Here is a 23,424-nt window from a genome sequence, read left to right on the forward strand (position 1 = left end):
TTGCCGCCAAACCAACGCGAAATGTTCAAAACATGGAATGATTGCGGCCCGGCTCCGCCGGGCGTTGGCCACTGACCGTGACTCGACTGACGAGTCAATCGATCAATAGTCCGTCGCGGCACCACCGGTTTCGGCGATCGAAACCGTGCTGCCTTTGACCGCTTGTCGAACCTCACGCGTCTCGACTTCCTTCTTTAGTCGAGCGATCGCTTCCTTGATCGGCATCGATCCCAAGTCACCTTCGATCCGGTCACGCAGCGCCACCTGTCCGGTCTCGGCTTCCTTGGGACCAACCACGGCCATGTAGTTGACCAGGTCAATTTGGGCGTTGCGAATCTTCGCTTGCACCTTGCCGTCGCTGGCGTCCACCGTGACTTTCAATCCCGCCTCGTCCAGTTCCTTCGCCACCGCGGTCGCGTACTCCAAGGATTTGTCCGACAGCGGCAACACGCGAACTTGCTCGGGTGACAACCACATCGGGAACGCACCCGCGAAATGCTCGATCAGCATCCCGGTGAATCGTTCCAGCGAACCAAACGGAGCCCGGTGAATCATGACCGGACGGTGCGTCGCGTTGTCGTTGCCCTTGTATTCCAATTTGAAACGTTCGGGCAGGTTGTAATCCAACTGGACCGTTCCCAACTGCCACGAACGTCCGATGCAGTCACGGACCATGAAGTCCGCTTTGGGCCCATAGAACGCGGCTTCCCCGGGCTCTTCGTTGAACGACAAACCGGATTGCTGCAACACGCCGCGAAGCGCTCCTTCGGCGTGATCCCAATTCTCTTCACTGCCGACGTACTTGCTGCTGTCCGGATCACGCAGCGACAACTGAACGCGGTAATCGTCCAACCCAACCGACTCCAACACGAACTTGGTCAGCTCGATCGTCGCGCGGAATTCTTCTTCGACCTGATCCGCGGTGCAGAAAATGTGCGCGTCATCTTGCGTCAGACCACGCACCCGCATCATGCCGTTCAGCTCGCCGGTTTGCTCGTGGCGATAAACCGTTCCGAACTCGAACAAACGCAGCGGTAACTGACGATAGGATCGTGGCTGGGCGCCAAAGATTTGACAGTGGTGCGGGCAATTCATCGGCTTGAGCAAATATCGCTCGTGATTCAGCTGCCACTGATGCAGCACATCTTTCTTCGCGTCGTTGGAAGCGGATGGCTTGTAATCGGGAAGCTTGACGCCAAAGACTTCGGCAGCCGCGATCAGTTTGTCTTCATCGTCCTTGGACAATCCGCCTTGATCCAATCGCGTGCTCCACGCATCCAACAGCCCGCCAACTTCGCTACCAAACAGCGGTGCGAATTGACTGTCGCGATAATACGGGAAGTGACCACTGGTTTCGTACATCTCCACACGGCCAATGTGTGGGCTGTAAACCGGATCGTAACCGCGTGACAGCAATTCGCGTCGCAAGAAGTCTTCCAACGTCACACGAACGCGGGCACCTTTGGGGAGCCACAGACACAAGCCTTGTCCGACCTCGGGATTGATTGCAAAAAGACCATGTTGCTTGCCCAGCACACGGTGGTCGCGGCGTTTGGCTTCTTCGAGTTGCTCCAAGTAGCTCGACAGTTCTTTCTTGTCAAAGAACGCAGTGCCGTAGACACGTTGCAACTGACGACCAGATGCGTCGCCTTTCCAGTAGGCACCGGCCACGCTGAGCAGCTTGATCGCTTTGATCATGCCCGCATGTGGGATGTGAGGTCCACGGCAAAGGTCAACAAACTCGCCTTGACGATAGAAGCTGACGGTCGCCTGATCGCCCAAACCGGTTTCGATGTGCTCGACCTTCAGATCTTGGTCGAGGTCATCACATAACTTTCGAGCTTCGTCCCGTTCCAAGATGAAGCGTTCGAAAGGCTCTTTCGCTTTGATGATCTTTTTGATCTCAGCTTCGATCTTCGGGAAATCATCTTCGCTGAGTTTCTCCGGCATATCGAAGTCGTAATAGAACCCGCCCGAGGTCGTCGGACCGAACGCGAGCGACACGCCTTTGTAGAGACGCATGATCGCGCGAGCCATCACGTGAGCAGCGGAGTGTCGCAGGACATCGAGGGCGGACTCGTCTCGCGTGGTCAGCAAACGAAGCGGAACCACATTGTCTTCATCGGCGATTTCGCCGAGAGGACGGAACGAGTCAACAATGGTGCCCTCCACTTCCGCGGCGACCACGCTGCGAGCGAGACCTTCACTGATCTCTTTCGCGACATCCATCGCGGTGGCGTCAGCGGGCTGGGTTTTCAGCGAACCATCCGGCAAACGGACTTGAACTTCTGCGGCTGAGGAAGAAACGGGGGACGGGGTGGAATCAGCGGACATCAGACAATTTTCTTTCTGAACAGAGATGCGTCGCGAGATACGAAGTCGCGAATCAATGCCAAGAATAGCGGTTCAGGGGGGGACAGCAGAAGTTCAGTTCATGTTCGCGAGAACATTCTCTACCCGAGTTTCATAGCCACTTCACGCGGTCCCATTCCGGGTAAACCTCGCGATTTCCGAGGCGAAACGCCGTTCCGTGTTGCATGACGCGAATTCGTTGGCGGGGGATCTCAGTTGCGACGTTGTGGGTGGTCGATCAAAATACAGGTCCCACCGCCGATTCCCGCCTCGCCTTTACGGCACACTCCAGCCTCCCGATGCTTGTGCAACCTTTCTTGTTTCACCGCAGCGATTTTGTCTCGCCCCAAACGCAACTCTCGCAACCCATTGTTGTCGTGGCGGTCTGGATGGCGATCTTGTTTGCCGCAGGATCTTCGGTTTCCGCCGACGAGCTTTCGTTTCAGGAAGACGTTCGGCCGATTTTGTCGAATCACTGCTTCGCCTGCCACGGCCCCGACGAGACCAACAATGCCGCGGGTTTTCGCCTGGATGTGGAAGGCGAAGCCGACCTGGATGAGGTGCTGGTGCGGATCGAAACCGACGATCCGGACATGATCATGCCGCCGGAGGAGATGCACAAACCTTTGAAACCGGAACAAGTCGCGGTTTTGAAACAGTGGATCGAAGCCGGGGCCCCCTACGAAAAACATTGGGCGTTTGTGACTCCCGCGTCGCCGGAGTTTCCCGACAGCTTGCACGAGAACTGGGAACGCCCGATCGACCGATTCGTGCGTTCAAAGATGGAATCGAAAGGACTGTCGCCGCGTCCACGCGCCGATCGCCGAACTCTGATCCGCCGAGTCGCATTGGACCTGACCGGGCTGCCGCCGACGACCGATGAAATCAACGCCTTCCTGAACGACACGTCCGAAACCGCCTACGAAGACTTGGTCGATCGAATGATGGCCAAGCCCGCTTATGGCGAGCACATGGCACGGTATTGGTTGGACTTGGTTCGCTTTGCCGACACGAACGGCATGCACCATGACCACTACCGAGAGATGACGCCCTATCGCGATTGGGTGATCCGATCGTTCAACAAGAACTTGCCCTTCGATCAATTCATCGTCGATCAAATCGCGGGCGACCTGCACGAAGACCCCAGCATCGATCAGTTGATCGCCTCCGGGTTCAATCGTTTGCACTTGATCATCGACCGCGGAACGGCGTTGCCCGAAGAGAGCTTCGTTAAAAATGTGGTCGATCGAGTCAGCGCCGTTGGCACCGCGTTCATGGGGCTGACGCTGCAGTGCGCGGTCTGCCACGACCACAAATACGATCCGATTTCGCAGAAAGATTTTTATTCGCTGTACGCGTTCTTCAACAACTTTGACGGAGCCCCAGAAACGGGCGGCCGGCGAGGCACCGATTTCCGCCGGGGATTGCAAGCTCCTTACATCGAGTTCCCAAACGAAGAACAAGCCGCCGAACTCGAGCGTCTCGACGCGGAACTGGCTCGGTTGCAATCCGAAGTGAACGAACTGAAGCAACCATCGCCCAAGGCTCCTGAGTCCACGCAGGCAGAATCCACCAAGGCCGAAGCAACCGATGCTTCTGCGCAGGAATCCGAATCAGAAAAAACGCTGGCCAACGAACCAACGCTCACCGAGGAAGAACGCAAACAACGTTTGCAGCAGGCTCAAAACCAAATCGCGAAATTGACGAAGCAGCGTGATAGCATTGTGGTGAATGTGCCAGCCACGCTGGTGATGCGAGAACGCTCGGACATTCGTCCCGCTCACATTCTGATTCGCGGTGCCTACGACGCGCCCGGCGAACCGGTCACTCGTGCGACGCCGTCGTTTTTGCCGCCGATGCCCAACGCCGAGGAGGGCCAAAAGGATCGCATGGACCTGGCTCGCTGGATGGTAGATCCATCCAATCCGTTGACGTCGCGTGTTGCCGTCAATCGTTTCTGGCAACAGTTGTTCGGTGTGGGCTTAGTCAAAACATCCGAAGACTTCGGTGCACAGGGACAAACGCCCAGCCACCCCGAATTGCTGGATCACTTGGCGATTCAGTTCATGCAGTCGGGCTGGGACGTCAAAGAACTCATGCGATCCATGGTTTTGTCGCAAACCTACCAACAAACTTCCGTCGCGCCGCAAGAAGCCTATGCCGCCGACCCAGGCAATCGTTGGTTGGCTCGTGGCTCTCGTTACCGACTCGACGCGGAAGTCATCCGCGACCAAGTCCTCTCGGTGTGCGGGCAGCTGAACCCGACGATGTTTGGCAAGAGCGTCAAACCTCCTCAACCCGAAGGATTGTGGAAAATCGTGGCGATGCCCACGTCTTACCCCAACTCCTACGTGGCGGACACGGGTGACAAGGCTTATCGCCGCAGCGTTTACACCTTTTGGAAACGAGGCCTTCCGCCGCCACAGATGACCATCTTCGACGCGCCCAATCGTGACAGTTGCATCGCCCGTCGCGAAAGAACCAACACACCGCTTCAAGCCTTGATGTTGATGAACGAGCCGCAATTCTTTTCAGCGGCGACGGTGCTGGCAAACGACATGCTTGAGGAAGACCGCTTTGCTGGTGAAACAGATGCCGAAGCGGCTCGCTTGATCGCCGCGTTCGAGCACATCACATCACGACCACCCAGCGAGTCCACCTTCGAATCGCTGCAGCATGCTTTGACCGCGTTCCAAAAGCACTTCCAAAGCAAACCCGGCGAGGCCGCCGCGTTGATCAAACGCTGCAACGATCCCGCCGTGCAATCCATCACCGACTCCGCAGAGCAGCAACGCCTTGCCGCTTGGACCATGGTGGTGCACTCGATCCTCAACCTGGACTGCGTTCGCACTCGCGAGTGATGTTCTGATCCTCACTTGCAATCAACAACGACACACAACTTTCCGCCAAAGACATCGTCATGAACGCCACCACCTCGATCGATGCAACACTCGCCAGCCTCGCTGGACGCCGCCAATTCCTGCAACATTCCGCGATGGGGCTGGGCGCCGCGGCGCTCGGTTCCATCGTCGCACGCTCGCAAGCGAGCGCCGCCTCACCCTCGCAAACACCGGCTTCCGACGAAGCCAACGGCCTGCACTTCCCCGCCAAAGCCAAACGGGTGATCTTCCTGTTCATGGCGGGGGCTCCCAGCCAGATGGATTTGTTCGATTACAAACCTGAACTGGTGAAACAATTCAAACAGCCGTTGCCACCCAGCGTCAGCAACGGCCAACGGGTCACCGCGATGACTCGTGGGAAAGAGCAATTGGTCGCGCCGACCATGTTCGAATTTTCGCGTCATGGTGAAAACGGCATTCACCTCAGCGAACTTCTGCCGCATCTCGGCACGGTGATTGACGACATCTGCTTGATTCGTTCGACCCACACCGATGCGATCAATCATGATCCGGGAAAGACGTTGTTTTGCACCGGCTCCGAGATTCCCGGCAAAGCCAGCTTGGGTTCATGGTTGAGCTACGGCCTCGGCCGGATGAACGAGAACCTGCCTGACTTCATTGTTTTGAACTCGGCATTTTGGAGCGGCGACAAAGCCAATATCCAAGCCCTCTACAGCCGCCTTTGGGGATCGGGATATCTCCCCTCGAAACATCAAGGCGTCTCGTTCCAACCCTCCGGCGACCCGGTGCTATTTTTGTCCAACCCCGAGGGCGTCAGCCGCGAAAGTCGACAAGAGATGTTGGATCTCGTCACCGAACTGAATCGCCAACACATGCAGCAAAGTGGTGACCCTGAAATCCTGACGACGATCGCTCAACAGGAGATGGCGTTCCGCATGCAGGCATCGGTGCCCGAACTGACCGATCTCAGCCAAGAAACCGAAGACACGTTGGCGATGTACGGCCCAGAAGTTCACAAGAGCGGATCGTTCGCTCGCAACTGCTTGATGGCTCGGCGAATGGTTGAACGTGATGTTCGTTTCATTCAATTGTTCCATCGCGGATGGGATCACCACTCGCACCTGCCCAAGAAAATTCGTGGGCAAGCGTACGACATCGACCAACCCTGTGCGGCGCTGATTCGCGATCTTCGCCAACGTGGTTTGCTCGACGACACGTTGGTGGTCTTCGCCGGTGAGTTCGGTCGAACGACGTATTGCCAAGGCAAACTCACGCACAAGGATTACGGTCGCGACCATCATCCCCGATGCTTCACCACTTGGATGGCCGGCGGCGGCGTCAAAGGCGGGATCGCTCACGGGGTCACCGATGACTTCAGCTACAACGTGGTCGAAAATCCGGTACATGTCCGTGACTTCAACGCGACCATCTTGCATCAACTGGGGATCGATCACGAGCGTTTGACTTTCCCGTTCATGGGACTGGATCAACGGCTGACCGGCGTGGAAGAGGCCCACGTGATTCACGACATTCTGGCTTGATCGCGTTCCTGGATGGATCACGACAGCACTACAAAACTTGGCGATGATCAACGCGGTGTCCTCGACTCGTGGGACATTCACTTGGCCGCCGGACGTGATAGGATCGTTCCTGCACGTCCCAATGAAATGCGGAATCACGGAGTGAATTCGCGTCCCACGCATCGAACGAGTTCATGGACTTCACGGCGATCGACTTCGAAACCGCAACGCGGCGCTCCGACAGTGCATGTCAATTGGCGGCGGTTCGCGTTCGCAACGGCGAGATTGTCGATTCAGCGTGTTGGTTGATCCGTCCTCGTCCGTTTGTGTTCTCGCCAGCGAACATTCAGATTCATGGCATCACTCCCGCTATGGTTCGCGATGAACCGGAGTTTGGTGAGCTTTGGCCGCAGATCCAATCAACACTTGGCGACGATTGCTTGATCGCTCACAACGCCAGCTTTGACTTGGGCGTTCTGCTTGCTTGTCTGGAGTCGCACGACCATCCGGCCCCTGAGTTCCAATACAGCTGCACTCGGGCGATTGCTCGACGAACTTGGCCGCAACAACCTCGCTTTGGTTTGAAGCCGCTTTCCGATTGGCTGGGCATTCGATTCCGACATCACGACGCACTCGAAGATTCGGTCGCCTGCGCCAAGATTGCGTTGGCCGCCGCGGAAGACAAAGCCGCTAGCAGTTTAGAAGACCTGGAATCCAAGCTCAGTTTGTCGCGAGGGGCGGCTGGCAGTTGGGGCAAGAAAGGTCCCACTTCGCGTCGCAGCACTCGGTCTCGACGAAGATCCGCCTCACCCGGTTCGCCTGCACCCGGTTCGCCTGCACCGCGTGGTTCCGGCAAACGGACTTCCGTGATGATCGCCGGCTCCACTGTGGCGTCTCATCCGATGCAGTCGCCTTCACCCTGCGGCATGGGGGCCAGTGGCGTGGACCTTCAACGGTTGCTGGTTCGCGCCGATTTCATTCGCCCGTTGGAAGGACGCCGCGTTGTGTTCACCGGAGTGCTGCATCGGTTGCAGCGCGAGGAGGCGGAAATGCTGACCTCACGTTGTGGCGGCCAGTGCCAAAGCAGCGTGTCACGCAAAACCGATTTGGTCGTCGTGGGTGAATTGGATTCCAGAACGATCCAAGCGGGACGCTCGATGAGCACCAAAGAAGAGACCGCCCGACAATTGGCGGAGGAGGGAGCCCCCGTCCGCATTCTCAGCGAACAGGAATTTCTCGAAATGATCATCGCGGGAGAAAGCTCCTAGCTCCTCAGCCCTCCCACTTCGACAGAATCGGATTGGATCCGCGGTCGAGACCTCTGCGCCGAAGGCAAACCGTGTTATCCTTCCCGAAATTTTCACGGCCGGCGTCGTTGAAATGAGTGCACCCACACGCGATCGCCCCACGAATAGGCGGGATTTCGTGTGAGTTTGCAGGTCTTCACGTCGGTCATTTGAGCCCCTCCGCCCTCGTTTGGGATCGTTTCCGTGCCGCGTCGCGACGACATCAAGAAGATTCTGCTCATTGGTAGTGGCCCGATTGTTATCGGCCAAGCTTGCGAATTCGATTACTCCGGAACCCAGGCCTGCAAAGCCCTTCGCGAAGAGGGCTACGAGGTGGTGCTGGTCAACAGCAACCCCGCCACGATCATGACCGATCCGGCCACCGCGGATGCGACTTACATCGAGCCGCTGACGTGGCAAATGGTCGAAAAGGTGATCGAAAAAGAACGCCCCGATGCGTTGCTGCCAACGCTGGGTGGACAAACCGGTCTGAACGTCGCCATGGACCTCGATGCCAACGGCGTGCTGGAGAAGTACGGCGTGGAAATGATCGCCGCGAATGCGAAGGTGATCGCCAAAGCCGAAGAACGTGACCAGTTCAAAAAGGCGATGGAAGAGATCGGTCTGGATGTCTGCAAAGGCTTCACCGTCCACACGCTGGCCGAAGCTCGCGAAGCACTGGCCGAAGTCGGCTTGCCGGCCGTTGTGCGTCCGTCGTTCACCATGGGCGGCAGCGGTTCTGCCATCGCCTACAACAAAGACGACTTTGACTCGCTGGTTCAAAACGGCTTGGACCAGTCGCCCGTGACGGAAGTCCTGATCGAAGAATCGATCATCGGGTGGAAAGAGTACGAGATGGAAGTCATGCGTGATCGCGACGACAACGTCGTGATCATCTGTGCGATCGAAAACTTGGACCCGATGGGCGTCCACACGGGTGACTCCATCACTGTCGCCCCCGCACAAACGCTCAGCGACAAAGAATACCAACGCATGCGGGATGCCTCGTTGGCCGTCATCCGAGAAATCGGTGTCGAAACCGGAGGCAGCAACATTCAATTCGCGATCGAGCCTCAAACCGGCCGCATGATCGTGATTGAGATGAACCCTCGCGTCAGCCGCAGTTCGGCGTTGGCGAGTAAGGCAACCGGATTTCCAATCGCAAAAATCGCGGCGAAGCTGGCCGTTGGCTATCGGTTGTGGGAATTGCCCAACGACATCACCAAGAAAACCAAAGCGTGCTTCGAGCCGACGATCGATTACGTCGTCACCAAGATGCCACGATTCGCGTTTGAGAAATTCCCCGAAGCCGACGCGACGCTGACCACGCAGATGAAATCGGTCGGCGAAACGATGTCGATCGGACGCACGTTCCAAGAGTCTTTCCAGAAAGCTCTGAGAGGATTGGAAGTCGGTGCGTTCGGATTAGGTTGCGACCCACGCGACCTATGGGGAACCGAAGATCAACCCGGCCGGGATGAGATTCGTGCCAAGCTCTCTACGCCTGGCTCCGAGCGAATCTTTTACCTGCGGTACGCTTTCAAAGATGGCATGACTGCCAAAGAGATTCATTCTCTAACCCACATCGACCCGTGGTTCCTGGATCACATCCAGCAACTGGTCGAAACGGAAGACAACCTGCGTTCGCTTGGCAAGCTGGACGCGATCGACGCGGACACGATGCGAGACGCAAAACGCCGCGGGTTCTCCGACCGGCAAATCGCGACGATCACTTCCAAGACCGAATCGCAAGTTCGTGCCAAACGTTTGGAACTCGGCATCCGTCCGGTCTTCAAAAGCGTCGACACCTGTGCGGCTGAATTCGAAGCCTTCACGCCGTACTACTACAGCACTTACGAAGCCGAAACGGAATTGCCACCGAAGGGCGACAAAAAACGCGTCGTGATCCTGGGCGGTGGCCCCAACCGAATTGGCCAAGGGATCGAGTTCGATTATTGCTGCTGCCACGCTTCGTTCGCCCTGCAAGAAATGGGCATCGAATCGATCATGGTCAACAGCAACCCGGAAACGGTCAGCACGGATTATGACACGTCCGACATTCTGTTCTTCGAACCACTGACGATCGAAGACGTTCTGAACATTTGCGACTCGGTGCAACCCGACGGCGTGATCGTTCAGTTCGGCGGTCAAACTCCGCTGAACTTGGCTCGTGGTTTGGAACAGGCCGGTGTGCCGATCATTGGAACCAGCGTCGACACGATCGACACCGCCGAAGACCGCGAATTGTTCAGCAGCTTGATCGACGAACTTGGACTGCGTCAGCCGCCATCCGGCATCGCTCGCAACATGGACGAAGCTCGCGTCGAAGCCAAACGCATCGGCTATCCTGCACTTGTGCGTCCCAGCTTCGTGCTCGGCGGCCGAGCCATGGAAATTTGCTACGACCAATCGCAGTTCGCTCGCTACGTGGCGGAAGCCTTCATCGTCGCAGATGGCCAACCGGTTTTGATCGACCGCTTCTTAGAAGACGCCACCGAAGTCGACGTCGATGCGGTCAGCGATGGCAATGATTGTGTGATCATGGGCATCATGGAACACATCGAAGAGGCCGGTGTTCACTCGGGCGATTCGGCCTGCTGCATTCCTCCGTTCAGCCTGCCTCAACCGGTGCTCGCCGAAATTCGCGATGCCACTCAAAAATTGGCGGCTCGCCTGAACGTCGTTGGACTGATGAACATCCAATTCGCGGTGAAGATGGAAGGCACTCAGCCGATCCTTTACATCCTCGAGGTCAATCCTCGAGCCAGCCGCACGGTTCCTTTCGTCGCCAAAGCAACGGGTGTTCCCGTCGCCAACATCGCGACCAAGGTCATGGCGGGCGAAACGTTGAAAAATTTGGGAGTCACCGAAGAACCCATTCCGCGTCACGTTTCGATCAAAGAAAGCGTCCTTCCGTTCCGCAAATTCGCTGGCGTCGACATTGTGCTCGGTCCCGAAATGCGAAGCACGGGCGAAGTCATGGGCGTCAGCGAACTATTCTCGCTCGCGTTTGCCAAAAGCCAGTTGGCGGCCGGCACGGTGTTGCCAGAGTCAGGCAAAATTTTCCTGTCCTTGTCGGCTAATCACAAAGACTCCGCTGAGTCCCTGGGCAAATCGCTGATCGACCTTGGGTTTGAGCTGTTGGCGACCGAAGGCACGGCTTCGCGATTGGAAGCCAGCGGCGTCAGCGTCACGCGAGTGAAGAAGCTCTCCGAAGGTCATCCCAACCTGATCGATTACCTGAAGAACGACGACGTTCAATTGATTTTGAACACTCCGTCGGGCAAGGGTGCTCGCACGGACGAAGGAAAGATTCGTGCCGCCGGCGTGCAACACGGCGTTCCCTGTATCACGACGTTGGCAGCAGCCGAGGCGGCTGTCCGAGCCATGGTCGCGATGCGAGAAACACCGATGCAGGTCGAATCGCTGCAACGCCGCTACGAAATGAACGTTTGATCGTTCGCGGTTGTCATCCAGTGAACGGGAACAGCTTCCCTGCCCGGACTGCTTCCGTTCCCAACGGAAACGCCGGGCCATTAGAATGGGGGTTCATTCCCACCGTCTGAAGGCCCGTTCATGCTTGGCTCATCGCAACCGATTCACTCCCTTCGTCTTTCCTCCAGCGTTCTGATTGGAAAGGTGTTGCTCGCAGCCTGTGCATTGGCTTCGACGACATCATCCGCTGAACCGCCACGTTTCAGCCAACAGGTTGATGCGACGGTCACCTACAAGATCAACTTGCAGATCGGGATGGGCAAAGACGCGGGAAAATATCCGGGCACGCTGACCTATCAAGTCAAATCCGCCACGCCGGAGTTGATTCAACTAACAGTCACGGGCGACCTGCAAGGCAAACCGTCTCGCATGCCGTCCTTCTTCCGCAGCAGCGGAGAGTCATCCCTGCCGACGCTTGAATCCGTCTCTTGCCGAGCTGCGTTGATTGGCATCACCCCACGCGGCGAAGTCGAGGTCTCGCAACGTGACGAGATGATGGGGTTGCTGCTCGGTACCATCGGCCAGCTCGCCATCGCACCGCTGCCGCCGGCCGACGCCAAACCGATCAACGCTCGCGCCGCCCGAGGCGCAGAAAACGGAGCCGACGTGCCTGTGACCTGGGACGTCTCGGACACCACCAACATCGCTCGCGTCAGCACTCCGTTTGGTTTCTCGCCATCGTTTGCAAGCCAAGCGGGAATCCAAAATCGCAAACTCTCCATCGCGACGGAAAAATGGAAATACGTCGCTCATCCGGTGATCCGTAATCGAATGAAAATCGATCACCAATATGAGCTCTCCGCACCGGAGTCAGACCCGCCGATGAAGATGCAGGGTGACGGCATCGCTTTCTTCAACCTGGACGATGGCTTCTATGAACAGTTGCAAATCAACCGCGTGATCTACCAAGTTGACGATGGTGTGGAAGTGAAAGTGCCCATTTCGATCTCACTGACTCGCGAAACCAAACAAGAACGCGATGCGAAAATTGCGGCAGCGAAGGAAGCGGTTTTGAAACGCACGCGGCCGTTCACAGATGCGGAACGCAAACAATGGATCATGGATCTCGCACCGGGAGCTTCCGAAGCCAAAGCCCACCGCGCGATGTCCGAACTGAATTCGCGAAACGCGCGGCAGGACCCAGAAATTGCCAAGGCGTTGTTGCAACGTGCCGACATGACTCAAGGCCATCTGAAGTCGTTCTTCTACTCCGCCGCCGGTCGCTACGACGAATCCATTCGGCAAATGACCGAAGACCGCAGCGACTACAGCCGCAGCCTCGGCACGGTCAAACGAACGGGCAACCCAGTCACCTCCGCCAACCGTCTTGCTGTGGGACAGGTCTTGGCCAAAGCCCGGGAACGTATCGGTGGTTTCGAGGCCGTTGAAGTCACCGAAGTTCACAACAACGTCGAGGTGTCCGTCAAAAAGGTGGGTGGTCACGGGCGGCCGGATCGCGTGAACGTTTCGATGTTGCGATACCCACCGGCAACCGTTCCCCAGCCCTCGCAGACACGAACCCCACGCAGGAACCTTCGCACAGCAGCCCGCCGCACCATCAACCCACGGGCCGTCCCGGCGGCTGAAGAAAAGGAAGCCGCTGAAATGCCCGACCGCGACGCGAACGAGGCCATTCGCACTTGGTCGGACAAGACCGGCAAATACAAAATCAAGGCCGCGTTTCTGGCGATCCAAGAAAAAGTGGTGCGTCTGCGTTCGGCCGACGGCAAAATCATCGAGGTGCCGCTGGCTGCTTTGTCAGACGACGATGCGAAGTTGGCCGAACAACTGCAAAAAGAGGCGGAAACGGACGCCAATCCGTTTCAAGTCGTCAGTGAATGATCGCGTCGCGCTGGACAACCCGACGCAGTGACGGTCGTATGACCCACGGCTTTCCTCGCTGCGGCGATCTCGATGCATTGATATGGTTCCCAGCGAACTCGACGGGCTTAGAATCTAGGGCACGCGATCCCGCGAAAACGTGATTCACCAGCCTTTCTCGTCATCTGCCTGATCTGAATGACCTCCGATTCCCAAGACGCAGCCGACTCACCGGTCGAACCGCCTGATCGCTCAAAGTATCGATTGCTGGTTGTCGACAACGAAGCCGCTCACGCGCGAGCGATGACGGAAAGCCTGGAAAAAGTCGGATACGTTTGTGAGGTCGCCACCAGCGGCCCCGACGCTGCGGCCCTGATCCAACGAGAGACCTTTGACATCATCATCACGGACATGGTGATGAACGACGTCGACGGAATGAAGATCTTGGCAATGGCCAAAGAACGACTTCCCGAGTGCGAAGTGGTGATGGTCACCGGACACGCCACCGTGCCGATCGCCGTGGAAGCAATGCAGCAGGGTGCCTTCAACTTTCTTGAAAAGCCGATCACGCCGAGTCGCCTGCGAGCGATTGTGGAAAAGGCTGCCGAGAATGTCGAACTGAGACGGCAAAACACCGAGCTGATGCAGCGGCTCGACGAACGGTTTGGTTTCGAAGGCATCATTTACACCAGCAAGAAGATGCAAACGGTCATTGATCGATTGCGTCGGATCGCTGCCACCGATGCCACGGTTTTGATCACGGGTGAATCAGGCACCGGAAAAGAAATGGTCGCTCAGGCCATTCATCAAAACAGCCCGCGAAAAAACAAACGCATGGTGGCGCTCAACACCCGTGCCGTTTCGGAAAACTTGGTCGAGAGCGAGCTGTTCGGTCACGTCAAAGGCTCGTTCACCGACGCGGTCTCCGATCGGGAAGGTGCGTTTGAATACGCCAACGGCGGATCGTTGTTCTTGGACGAAGTCGGCGACATGCCGATGAGCACGCAGATCAAATTGCTGCGGGTGTTGGAAGAAAGCCAAATCACTCGCGTCGGTGGCAACAAATCGATCAAGGTCAACGTCCGTCTGATTTCCGCGACGAACCGACCGTTGGAAGAGATGATCGACAATGGCACCTTCCGAAACGATCTGTACTTTCGACTGAAAGTCGTCACGATCGAATTGCCACCTCTGCGTGAACGTCGTGACGATGTGATCCCGCTGATGGATCACTTCCGCAAAATGTTTTTGCGACGGCATGGCAAACCCGCCGCCCATTTCACTCCCGCCGTCACCAAAAAGTTCTTTGCCTACGATTGGCCGGGAAACATTCGTCAACTTCGCAACTTCGTCGAAACGATGGTGGTTTTGGACACCGACGGTTCGCTTGACGATGACGACTTACCACCCGAGTTGATCGATGACGCTCCGGTGGAAGGCGAGGAAATCACGCCACCCGCTTTGACCGATGGTTCGATGAACTTCATTGGTCGACCACTCGCGGAAATCGAACGCTGGGCGATTGAGGAAACACTCAAGCTCACCGGCAACAATCGCGAAGAAGCCGCCAAGCTTCTCAAAATCGGAGCGAGAACATTGTACCGACGATTGGACCAATACAAAAAAGACGACGACGCGGAAGCCAAAGCCAACGCGACAGACTGACTTCCCGGCACCTCGCTTACCCATTCACGCATCTTTCACGGACTTCGAGAGCAACATGCAACCTTTGCCATTTCCAACCCCCAATCTGTCCGCCGCCGCTGAATTGGATGCATCCAACGCGGGTGTCGTGGTGTTGGCCGTTCAACCATCGGGCGAATCATCTGACGATGTCACGACGGTTACTTGCGAGATCCCATCCAGTCTTTCAGATGCCATTCAGTCCGTCATCAAGAATGCCTGTGACTCGGGTGAACTGACTGGCAAACCCGGTGAGATCACTCTGTTCGCAACCGGCGATTCGCAAACTCCATGGGTCCTTTTGGCCGGAGTGGGCACCGCGGATCAACAAAGTCGCGGCAAGGCTTATGAACTGGGTGCGTCCGTGGTGCGTCGCTTGATCGACAAACCTCGCAACCAAATATCGTTTGTCGTTGGACAAGCCATTGAGTCGGACAACCACGATGCGGTGGTCGCAGGCGCCGTCTCGGCTTGTGAAGGACAACACCTTTATCACAGTGCCCCTGCTGTTTCGGTGCCCGAGAACATCGCCTTCGTCGGCTTCAGTGAAAACGCCGTGACTCGCGGTGGAACGCTCGGTCGTTCCATCAATCACACACGTCGATTGGTCAACGAACCACCATCGATCATGAATCCATCGGGCTTCGCTCAGTACGCAGAAAAGCTGGCCTCCGAATGCGGCTTGTCCTGTGAAGTGTGGGATGAGAAGCGACTGGAAGCCGAAAATTGCCGAGCCATCCTCGCGGTCGGACGTGCTTCCACCAGCCCACCACGATTGGTGATGCTGCGGCATGATGGCGGTGGCGATGAAGCCCCGCTGGTCATCGTCGGCAAAGGCGTGACCTTCGATTCCGGTGGTTTGTCGCTGAAACCCAGCGAAGGCATGGTCGACATGAAGTGCGACATGGCCGGTGCCGCCACGGTGGTGGGCGTGATGCATGCGTTAGCGGAACTGAAGGTGCCGCGTAATGTGATTGGGTTGTGCGGACTGGCCGAAAACATGGTCAGCGGCGACAGCTACAAGCTGGGCGATGTGATTGAAACCCGCAGTGGAAAAACGATCGAGATTCTCAACACGGATGCCGAAGGTCGTGTGGTTTTGGCTGACACTCTGGACGTCGCTGTGCAGCACAATCCGGAAGCAATCGTTGACCTGGCAACCTTGACCGGTGCTTGCATGGTTGCCCTGGGAACCGATGTCGCGGGGCTGATGACGAACAGTGAATCGGTTTGTGACGCGGTGGAAAAAGCTGCGAATGCGGAATGCGAACCGGTTTGGGAATTGCCGATGTTTGCGCTGTACGACGAGAAAGTCAAAAGCAAAGTCGCGGACATCAAAAACGTCGGCGAAGGGCGTTGGGGCGGCGCGATCACCGCCGCGAAATTTTTGGAGAACTTTGTGGCTGAAGTCCCGTGGGTTCACATCGACATCGCAGGTCCCGCGTTCATGGATTCGCCCAAACCCCATCGCGATGCGGGTGCCACGGGAGTCATGGTGCGCAGTTTGGTACGTTGGGTCGAAAACGCATCCTGAGTCGCCGTCAAGCTTGCAACCGGATTCACCGGAGTCTGGCTACGATCCTCGTAGGCCATGTCTCACATGGCGCCCATGCCGATGCTTTGGAACAAAGCGAGGCGTCATCGAAATGCTCTTGCGAGAGCAACGTGCACCGGCGAAGAACCATCGCCAGGTGAGACCTGGACTACAGGCTCGATCCGTAGCCGGATTCGCCAGAATTTGGTCCCGATCTCCGTAGGCCATGTCTCGCATGGCGTCCACGCCGATGCTTTGGAACAAAGCGAGGCGTCATCGAAATGCTCTTGCGAGAGCAACGTGCACCGGCAAAGAACCCTCGCCAAGTGAGCCCGGGCCTACAGCAGTCACGATGTTTGGATCAGCGGCTCGATCACTTTGCCACCAAACTGGCTGAGTTGCTTGAAACGGCCGGCGTGGTAATACGTCAGCTTGTTGTCATCCAAACCAAGCAGCCTCAACAACGTGACGTGAAAATCGCGAACGTGGCGAACCTCTTCCACGGCGGTCATCCCGGTTTCATCGGTGGCACCGATCGCGTGTCCTGCTTTCACGCCACCTCCGGCCATCCAAATCGTCATCGCGTTGGCGTTGTGATCCCGTCCATAAGCGGTCCCACCGCGCACGCCGTTGTCCGGTGAACGTCCAAACTCACCGCACCAAACCACCAACGTGATGTCGAGCAACCCGCGTTGTTTCAAATCTTGGATCAATGCTGCGATGGGCTGGTCGACGCCTCGCACCAGATTGCCGTGGGCCCGCTCGATGTAATCGTGGCTGTCCCATGTTCCGTTGTACAACTGAACGAAACGCACGCCTTTCTCGATCATCTTGCGAGCCAACAAACACTTGCGTCCAAACGCGTCGGTCGCTTCGTTCCCAATCCCATACATCGAAAACGTTGATTTGGTTTCGCCTGATAAATCCATCGCCTCAGGAACTTCCGTTTGCATCCGGAACGCCAGCTCATAGCTTTCCAAACGCGCGGACAACTCATCGTGTTCCGGATGCTTCGCCGCATGACGCTGGTTCATTCGCGACAGCAGATCGAGGTTGTACCGTTGCCGCGTGCGACTCACGCCCATGGGCGGTTCAAGGTCCAAGATCGGAGACCCTTTCGCTCTCAGAGGCGTGCCTTGGTAGAAGGCCGGCAGATAGCCGTTGCTCCAATTCGCCGCGCCGCCTTGCGGATACGAGACCTCCGGCAGGACGATGAATCCCGGCAAATTTTGATTTTCAGATCCAAGACCATAGGTCACCCACGCACCAATGCCCGGGTCGCCACCAAATCGATTGCCGCAATTCATTTGATACATCGCGGTCGGATGATTGACGCTGTCGACCTGACACCCGCGGAAGAAACACAGATCATCCGCGACCTTGGGCAGGTGCATCCAATTGTCCGCCATGGGAACACCGCTTTCTCCATGGCGTGAGAAAGAGAACGGACTCTGCACGTAGTAGCGTTTGCCGCTTTCCATCGCCGATTTTTGTTGTCCCTGACGCACAAACTCCTTCAGGTGCAACTGCTTCAATTTCGGTTTGGGATCGAACGTGTCGATGTGGGACGGACCGCCTTCCATCATGAGAAAAATGCAATTCTTCGCCTTCGCTGGCACGTGCACGGGTTTGGGCTGCATCGGCCCCGCGTCGGATTCTTGGCCGCGAGAATCTTCGGCCAGCATCGAAGCCAGTGCGATTCCGCCCAGCGACGTGCCCATACGAAACAAACTTTCGCGGCGTGGCATGACAAACATCACATCCACCTTCTCGTTCGAAGTGCGTTGATCACTCGTTCAATACACATAGACAAACTCATTGCAGTTCAGCAGGACCAAACAAACATCCGCCAAAGCTCGCGTGCGACGATCCACATCCGCCGGTTGCAGGTCCGGTTGGAAATCTTCGTTGGCGTGCAGACGTTCAACGAACTGAAACTTCTCGCCCGTGTTCTCTTCCACCGCTTCCCGCAGGACCTCCAAAGGTGGCTGCGATCGTTGCGGTGCGACCTCTGGCAACACTTGCTCAATCCGTTTCCAGTGTTCAAGCATTTCAGTGACTTCTACCTTCGTCGCTGATCGGCCGATCACCAACTGGAAACACCGCTGGATGGCCTGCAAATCCGTTGACGTTTCCATCGACACGCGATTGGCCAACGTGAGAGCTCGCGAATAAGAACTTTGGCTGTTGAACAGACTGAACACCTGCGGCGTGACCGTCGAAGCGGATCGTCGTTCACACGAAAAATCGGGGGAGGGCACGTTAAAAACTTCCAGGAATGGATCGATCAATCCACGGAGCTTCAACACATAAATCGATCGTCGATGACGGTCCTCGGGTCGAGGATTCGGCACCCAAGCCGCCGCGAAAGTTCCCATGACTTGGCGTGGCTGCAACGCGACCTCGGCATTGATTTCAGGCCGACACGGAATGCCACCCAACGTCGGATTCAGTTCTCCGGTTACCGCCAACATCGAGTCGCGAATTTCTTCTGCACTGAGACGTCGAGGCTGGAACGCGGCATAGGTTTCCTGCGAATTCAAACCGCTGGACCGACAGTACGTGTCCGAGGTCATGATGTGACGATGCATGGCTTTGATCGACCAGTCTTCTTCCACCAACGTCGCCGCCAACCAGTCCAACAACTCAGGATGTGTGGGCGGTTTTCCCGTGGCCCCAAAGTTATTCGGGTTGCCAGCAATCGCGTCTCCAAAATGCCACTGCCACAAACGGTTGACGATCACTCGCGTGGTCAACGGATTGCGTGAATCAGCGACCCATTCCGCAAACGCGTGACGACGACCTTCGATCGAATCGGAAATTTTGGCGTTCACTTGATCTTGAATCACACTCAGCACGCCCGGTGTGACCGCTTCGCCGATCGAAAACGGATCACCACCGGTCAAGATCGCACTCGATTCCAGTTCACCTCGCTTCAGACGATCCCGAGGCATCCGAACGGGGCTGGTTACCGACGTTTTTGGAACGGTCCGTCCGCTGTAGACGGCCAGTGCATAGGGTCGGTAACGATCTTGTTCCCATCGCAAACGTTGCAAGCCTTTTCGAGCCACACGTTCACGCCCAAATTCCTCCGGCGTGAAGCCGACCAGCTTGGGCGGGTACATGTCTTCCGCAACACCGGCGGCCTTCATTGCACCGCGTGTCGCATTGAACAGCGACCGGGATTTGCCCTTGGAACGCAAACGCATCAGCTCCTCGTTCCAACGCGTTGGGTCTTTGTCATTTTCGGCGAACCAAGCTTCCGCGTTCCGCAGCAGGACTTGCTCCAACTCCTCGATGGTTCGTTCATGGATTTGTTTGGACCGATTCAGATAGCGTTGTTCGTCGAATCCCGCTTGGTTCTCATTCGATAGAAAACGGGCTTGTCGTTCCGCGAGTTGTGTCGTCGCGAAAAAGGCTTGGATCGAGTAGTAATCTCGCGTGGGGACTGGATCGAACTTGTGGTCGTGACAACGGGCACATTGCAGTGAATGCCCCAAGAAGGTTTCTCCGACGCTGTTGGTGACATCGTCGAGAAACCGTTGCCGCGCCACTTTGGCGACTTCCATGGACGTCAATTCCCAAGGGCCCATCCGCAGGAAACCGGTGGCCACGATGCACTCGGGATTGTTCGGTTCAATCTCGTCGCCTGCAATTTGCTCACGAATGAATTGGTCATAGGGTTTGTCTTCGTTGAACGATCGAATGACATAGTCGCGATATCGCCACGCGTTGCCTCGTTCGAAATCATTGGCAAAGCCCGAAGAATCGGCGTAGCGAACCACGTCCAACCAATGCTGTGCCATCCGCTCGCCATAGTGCGGCGATGCCAACAAACGATCGACCAGATCAACAAACGCTTCTTTGTCGTTGGCGGGATCGTCAAGGAACTGTTGGATCATTTCCGGAGACGGCGGCAGTCCGGTCAGATCATAAGTCGCTCGCCGAATCAGAGTCCTGCGGTCGGCTCGCGGTGCGACTTGAACCGAAGCGTCCCACTCGGCTTCGATCAAGACATCGATTGGGTTGCCGGCGTCGTCCGCCTCGGGTTTGCGGACGGGTTGGTAAGCCCACAAATCCGCCGGATCATACTTGCGGTTCGTCCAATGCTGATCCAAGCCACCGGACGTCGCGACGATCACGCCATCTTCAACCGACCACTCGTCTTCGTAGGCCGCTTGGATCTCAGCCGCCCGTTCGGCATCAGGCCATTTGGCACCCGTTACGATCCATTCGCGAATCCATTCGAGTTGCTGTTCATTCAGTTGCTCCGCTTCCTTGGGTGGCATCTCTGACCAATCATCACTTGATCGGATCGAAGCCAAATACAGGGGACTTTGAAGAGGCTCCCCCGACACCACGGCGGACTCGCCGCTGTCCCCTCCGGTGTGCAACCCCGCCGCTGACCTCAAGTCCAAAGAACCTTCGATCAGATCGGGATCCTGTCCGTGGCACCCCAGACACTTTTCACGCAGCAACGGAGCGATCCGACGAACGAACAGTCTCTCTGACCTTGCTGCTTTTGATTCGACTTCTTCTGCAACGGCGTGAGCTGACAGGCAGCTCAGTAGCAGCAGGAGAAACGACAAGGTCGTTCGATTCGGATCACAAACTCGCATACGTCGGGTGACACTCCTGACCCAAAGCAAACTCGATCGGCCCCGAACCATTCCGTAGCCGGTGCCTTCTAGGACAACTTGCCATCGAGGGCAACTTGTCACCTAGGGTAACTCATCACACCTTCCGATGCTCTATGGAGCAATCCGATTGCACTGGACCGTTTCAGAAACGGCGACAAACGACGGCCTCAGCTAAGTGCAACGGTGACAAGGGGATAAGCGGAAGCCGCCCAATGCGAGTCGCGAATCGTGGCATGTCCGCTGTCTGAACAGAACCGTCGCCACAGCGTTTGAAATACGATGCTTCGCACCCGCATTCCTACCTCTGCTTCAATCTCACCACCCCCATGCACCTTCGTTCTTGGATCGTTCTAGCGGTCTGCCTCGGCCAATGCATTCTCACTGCTTGGCAGCCTGCTGTCGCCGAACAAACCGACGGGCCTCGGCCCAATGTCATCCTCGTCGTCACAGATGATCAGGGGTATGGCGACATGTCTTGTCATGGCAACCCGTGGGTCAAGACACCTCACTTGGATCAATTGGCGTCGGAGAGTGTTCGCCTCGACAACTTCCACGTCGATCCCGTTTGCACGCCAACTCGTGCCGCCTTGATGACCGGACGCTATTGCACGCGAGTCGGTGCTTGGGCGGTGACAGAAGGACGGCAGTTGCTAGATCCTGACGAGACGACAATGGCGGAGGTCTTTCAACATTCAGGCTATCGCACTGGCATGTTCGGCAAGTGGCACCTTGGCGATCCACCACCATTTGCTCCACGCACCCGTGGCTTCCAAACGGTCACTCGGCACATGGCGGGAGGTGTGGATGAGATCGGCAACCCAACCGAAAACGACTACTTCGACGACACCTATTTTCGTGATGGGGTGGCGGAGAAGTTCGACGGTTACTGCACGGACATTTGGTTCGACGAAACCATCCGTTTTGTGACGCAAGAATCCGACCAACCATTTTTCGTCTATCTGCCAACCAACGCGATGCACAGTCCCTATCGCGTCGCCGACGAGTACTCCGACCCATTCACCAAACTGGGTTTCAAAGAACAGCGTGCCAAGTTCTACGGGATGATCGCGAATTTTGATGAGAATCTTGGAAGACTTCTTTCCGCCATGGATGACAACGAACTGCGAGAGAACACGTTGTTGATCTTTATGAGCGACAATGGGACGGCACAGGGTGCGAGCGAGAACGATCGCGAGGATGGTTTCAACGCCGGAATGCGAGGCAAGAAAGGATCCGTCTATGAGGGCGGGCACCGAGTGGCATGCTTTGCCCGCTGGCCCAATCGTTTCGAGCCAAATCGCCGATTGGACGACCTGACCGTTCACCGCGATTGGCTGCCGACATTGATGGAGTTGTGCAAGCTGGATTCGCCAAGACCGATCGAATTCGATGGGCGTTCGATGGCTTCGTTGTTGCTTGGCCAAAACAACGAATGGCCGGACCGCGAATTGGTGATCGAGCGGCAAAGAGACGACGTGATCTCCGCCACCGAAGCCACCGGACGTCGACAACCCGCCTTTGTCGTGATGAATCAACGTTGGCGTCTTGTTCGCGATGAACTGTATGACATTCAAGAAGACCCCGGGCAGTTCGACGATATCGCTGATCAGCATCCCAAAGTGGTTGAGCGACTTCGTGCTGCCTACAACCGAACCTTTGCAGACATTCAGTCCACGCGAAAAAACTATGTTCGTTTTCCGGTTGGCCGAAACCCTGAATCAACGACGATCACCGTTCGCGATTGGCACCCGACTGTGGGCAATGTGATTTGGAAGCCGACTCAATTGAGCGAAGATGATTTGTTCATCAACGGATTTTGGGAGATCGACGTCGAACGAGCCGGCAGGTACCGGATCGAATTGCAGCGATACCCTGACGATGCATTGGAATCGATGGGCGCGGATCGGGCGCGGTTGAAGTTGGGCACGTTGGAACACACACAATCGCTGACGACTCAAACCTCCGTCGCATCGTACGAATTGGACCTGCCGGCGGGTCCACAACGTCTGCAAACCTGGCTGAGGGACGCCAGAACTCAGCGAGAACGCGGTGCCTATCACGTGAAAATCACTCGCCTACAAGAGTCGACTCCCTAGCCAAACGCTGCAGTCGCCCTGACCAAACAGGTGTGATCCGTTCCGCCGATTCAAAATCTGTTGACATGTCACTCGGTCTGCACATTGGCTCTTTGTGACTGGCTGCTCGCCCTGCGAGCCAAAACATACATGGAAT

11 protein-coding genes are annotated in these 23,424 nt (G+C 56.7%); 8 read left to right on the forward strand and 3 right to left on the reverse strand.

From position 1 onward, the window contains the following. Window positions 1-102 precede the first annotated feature (102 nt). Window positions 103-2,334, reverse strand: coding sequence for a threonine--tRNA ligase (gene thrS / locus LOC70_RS08930; RefSeq protein ID WP_230253263.1), 2,232 nt, complete (start codon window positions 2,332-2,334; stop codon window positions 103-105). Window positions 2,335-2,741: 407 nt separating this feature from the next. Here thrS and LOC70_RS08935 point away from each other — a divergent pair, with 407 nt between their 5' ends. From LOC70_RS08935 to LOC70_RS08965, 7 genes are all read left to right on the forward strand, one after another. Beyond that, the gene (locus tag LOC70_RS08935) at window positions 2,742-5,213 is read left to right on the forward strand and encodes a DUF1553 domain-containing protein (RefSeq protein WP_315857239.1); all 2,472 of its coding nucleotides are present in this window, start codon (window positions 2,742-2,744) and stop codon (window positions 5,211-5,213) included. A 59-nt stretch (window positions 5,214-5,272) separates the two neighbouring features. Further along, a complete protein-coding gene (locus tag LOC70_RS08940; protein ID WP_230253265.1) occupies window positions 5,273-6,754 on the forward strand; it encodes a DUF1501 domain-containing protein in 1,482 nt (493 codons plus the stop codon). A 173-nt stretch (window positions 6,755-6,927) separates the two neighbouring features. Then, complete coding sequence (locus LOC70_RS08945; protein ID WP_230253266.1) at window positions 6,928-8,001, forward strand: exonuclease domain-containing protein; 1,074 nt, start codon at window positions 6,928-6,930, stop codon at window positions 7,999-8,001. A gap of 222 nt (window positions 8,002-8,223) precedes the next feature. Beyond that, complete coding sequence (gene carB, locus LOC70_RS08950) at window positions 8,224-11,475, forward strand: carbamoyl-phosphate synthase large subunit (protein ID WP_230253267.1); 3,252 nt, start codon at window positions 8,224-8,226, stop codon at window positions 11,473-11,475. 120 nt (window positions 11,476-11,595) lie between these two features. After that, the gene (locus LOC70_RS08955) at window positions 11,596-13,356 is read left to right on the forward strand and encodes an SHD1 domain-containing protein (RefSeq protein ID WP_230253268.1); all 1,761 of its coding nucleotides are present in this window, start codon (window positions 11,596-11,598) and stop codon (window positions 13,354-13,356) included. 177 nt (window positions 13,357-13,533) lie between these two features. Continuing rightward, a complete protein-coding gene (locus LOC70_RS08960; RefSeq protein ID WP_230253269.1) occupies window positions 13,534-15,000 on the forward strand; it encodes a sigma-54-dependent transcriptional regulator in 1,467 nt (488 codons plus the stop codon). A gap of 55 nt (window positions 15,001-15,055) precedes the next feature. Then, entirely contained in the window at window positions 15,056-16,552 is a 1,497-nt protein-coding gene (locus LOC70_RS08965; protein ID WP_230253270.1) for a leucyl aminopeptidase, read from the forward strand. Window positions 16,553-16,899: 347 nt separating this feature from the next. Here LOC70_RS08965 and LOC70_RS08970 read toward each other — a convergent pair whose 3' ends face one another. Both LOC70_RS08970 and LOC70_RS08975 read right to left on the reverse strand, forming a co-directional pair. Further along, entirely contained in the window at window positions 16,900-18,318 is a 1,419-nt protein-coding gene (locus tag LOC70_RS08970) for a DUF1501 domain-containing protein (RefSeq protein WP_230253271.1), read from the reverse strand. Window positions 18,319-18,348: 30 nt separating this feature from the next. Beyond that, window positions 18,349-21,141 carry a PSD1 and planctomycete cytochrome C domain-containing protein gene (locus LOC70_RS08975; protein ID WP_230253272.1) on the reverse strand — a complete coding sequence of 931 codons (2,793 nt, stop codon included), beginning with the start codon at window positions 21,139-21,141 and terminating at the stop codon, window positions 18,349-18,351. 377 nt (window positions 21,142-21,518) lie between these two features. Between LOC70_RS08975 and LOC70_RS08980 the strand changes: the two genes are divergently transcribed. Continuing rightward, complete coding sequence (locus LOC70_RS08980; RefSeq protein ID WP_230253273.1) at window positions 21,519-23,288, forward strand: arylsulfatase; 1,770 nt, start codon at window positions 21,519-21,521, stop codon at window positions 23,286-23,288. The last annotated feature ends 136 nt before the right edge of the window (window positions 23,289-23,424 follow it).

The organism is Rhodopirellula halodulae, from assembly GCF_020966775.1.
Lineage (GTDB): Bacteria > Planctomycetota > Planctomycetia > Pirellulales > Pirellulaceae > Rhodopirellula > Rhodopirellula halodulae.

Excerpts from the sequence above, each read along its gene's own strand:
- thrS (WP_230253263.1), bottom strand. The coding sequence starts at position 2,334 with ATGTCCGCTGATTCCACCCCGTCCCCCGTTTCTTCCTCAGCCGCAGAA.
- LOC70_RS08935 (WP_315857239.1), top strand. The coding sequence starts at position 2,742 with ATGGCGATCTTGTTTGCCGCAGGATCTTCGGTTTCCGCCGACGAGCTT.
- LOC70_RS08940 (WP_230253265.1), top strand. The coding sequence starts at position 5,273 with ATGAACGCCACCACCTCGATCGATGCAACACTCGCCAGCCTCGCTGGA.
- LOC70_RS08945 (WP_230253266.1), top strand. The coding sequence starts at position 6,928 with ATGGACTTCACGGCGATCGACTTCGAAACCGCAACGCGGCGCTCCGAC.
- LOC70_RS08955 (WP_230253268.1), top strand. The coding sequence starts at position 11,596 with ATGCTTGGCTCATCGCAACCGATTCACTCCCTTCGTCTTTCCTCCAGC.
- LOC70_RS08960 (WP_230253269.1), top strand. The coding sequence starts at position 13,534 with ATGACCTCCGATTCCCAAGACGCAGCCGACTCACCGGTCGAACCGCCT.
- LOC70_RS08965 (WP_230253270.1), top strand. The coding sequence starts at position 15,056 with ATGCAACCTTTGCCATTTCCAACCCCCAATCTGTCCGCCGCCGCTGAA.
- LOC70_RS08980 (WP_230253273.1), top strand. The coding sequence starts at position 21,519 with ATGCACCTTCGTTCTTGGATCGTTCTAGCGGTCTGCCTCGGCCAATGC.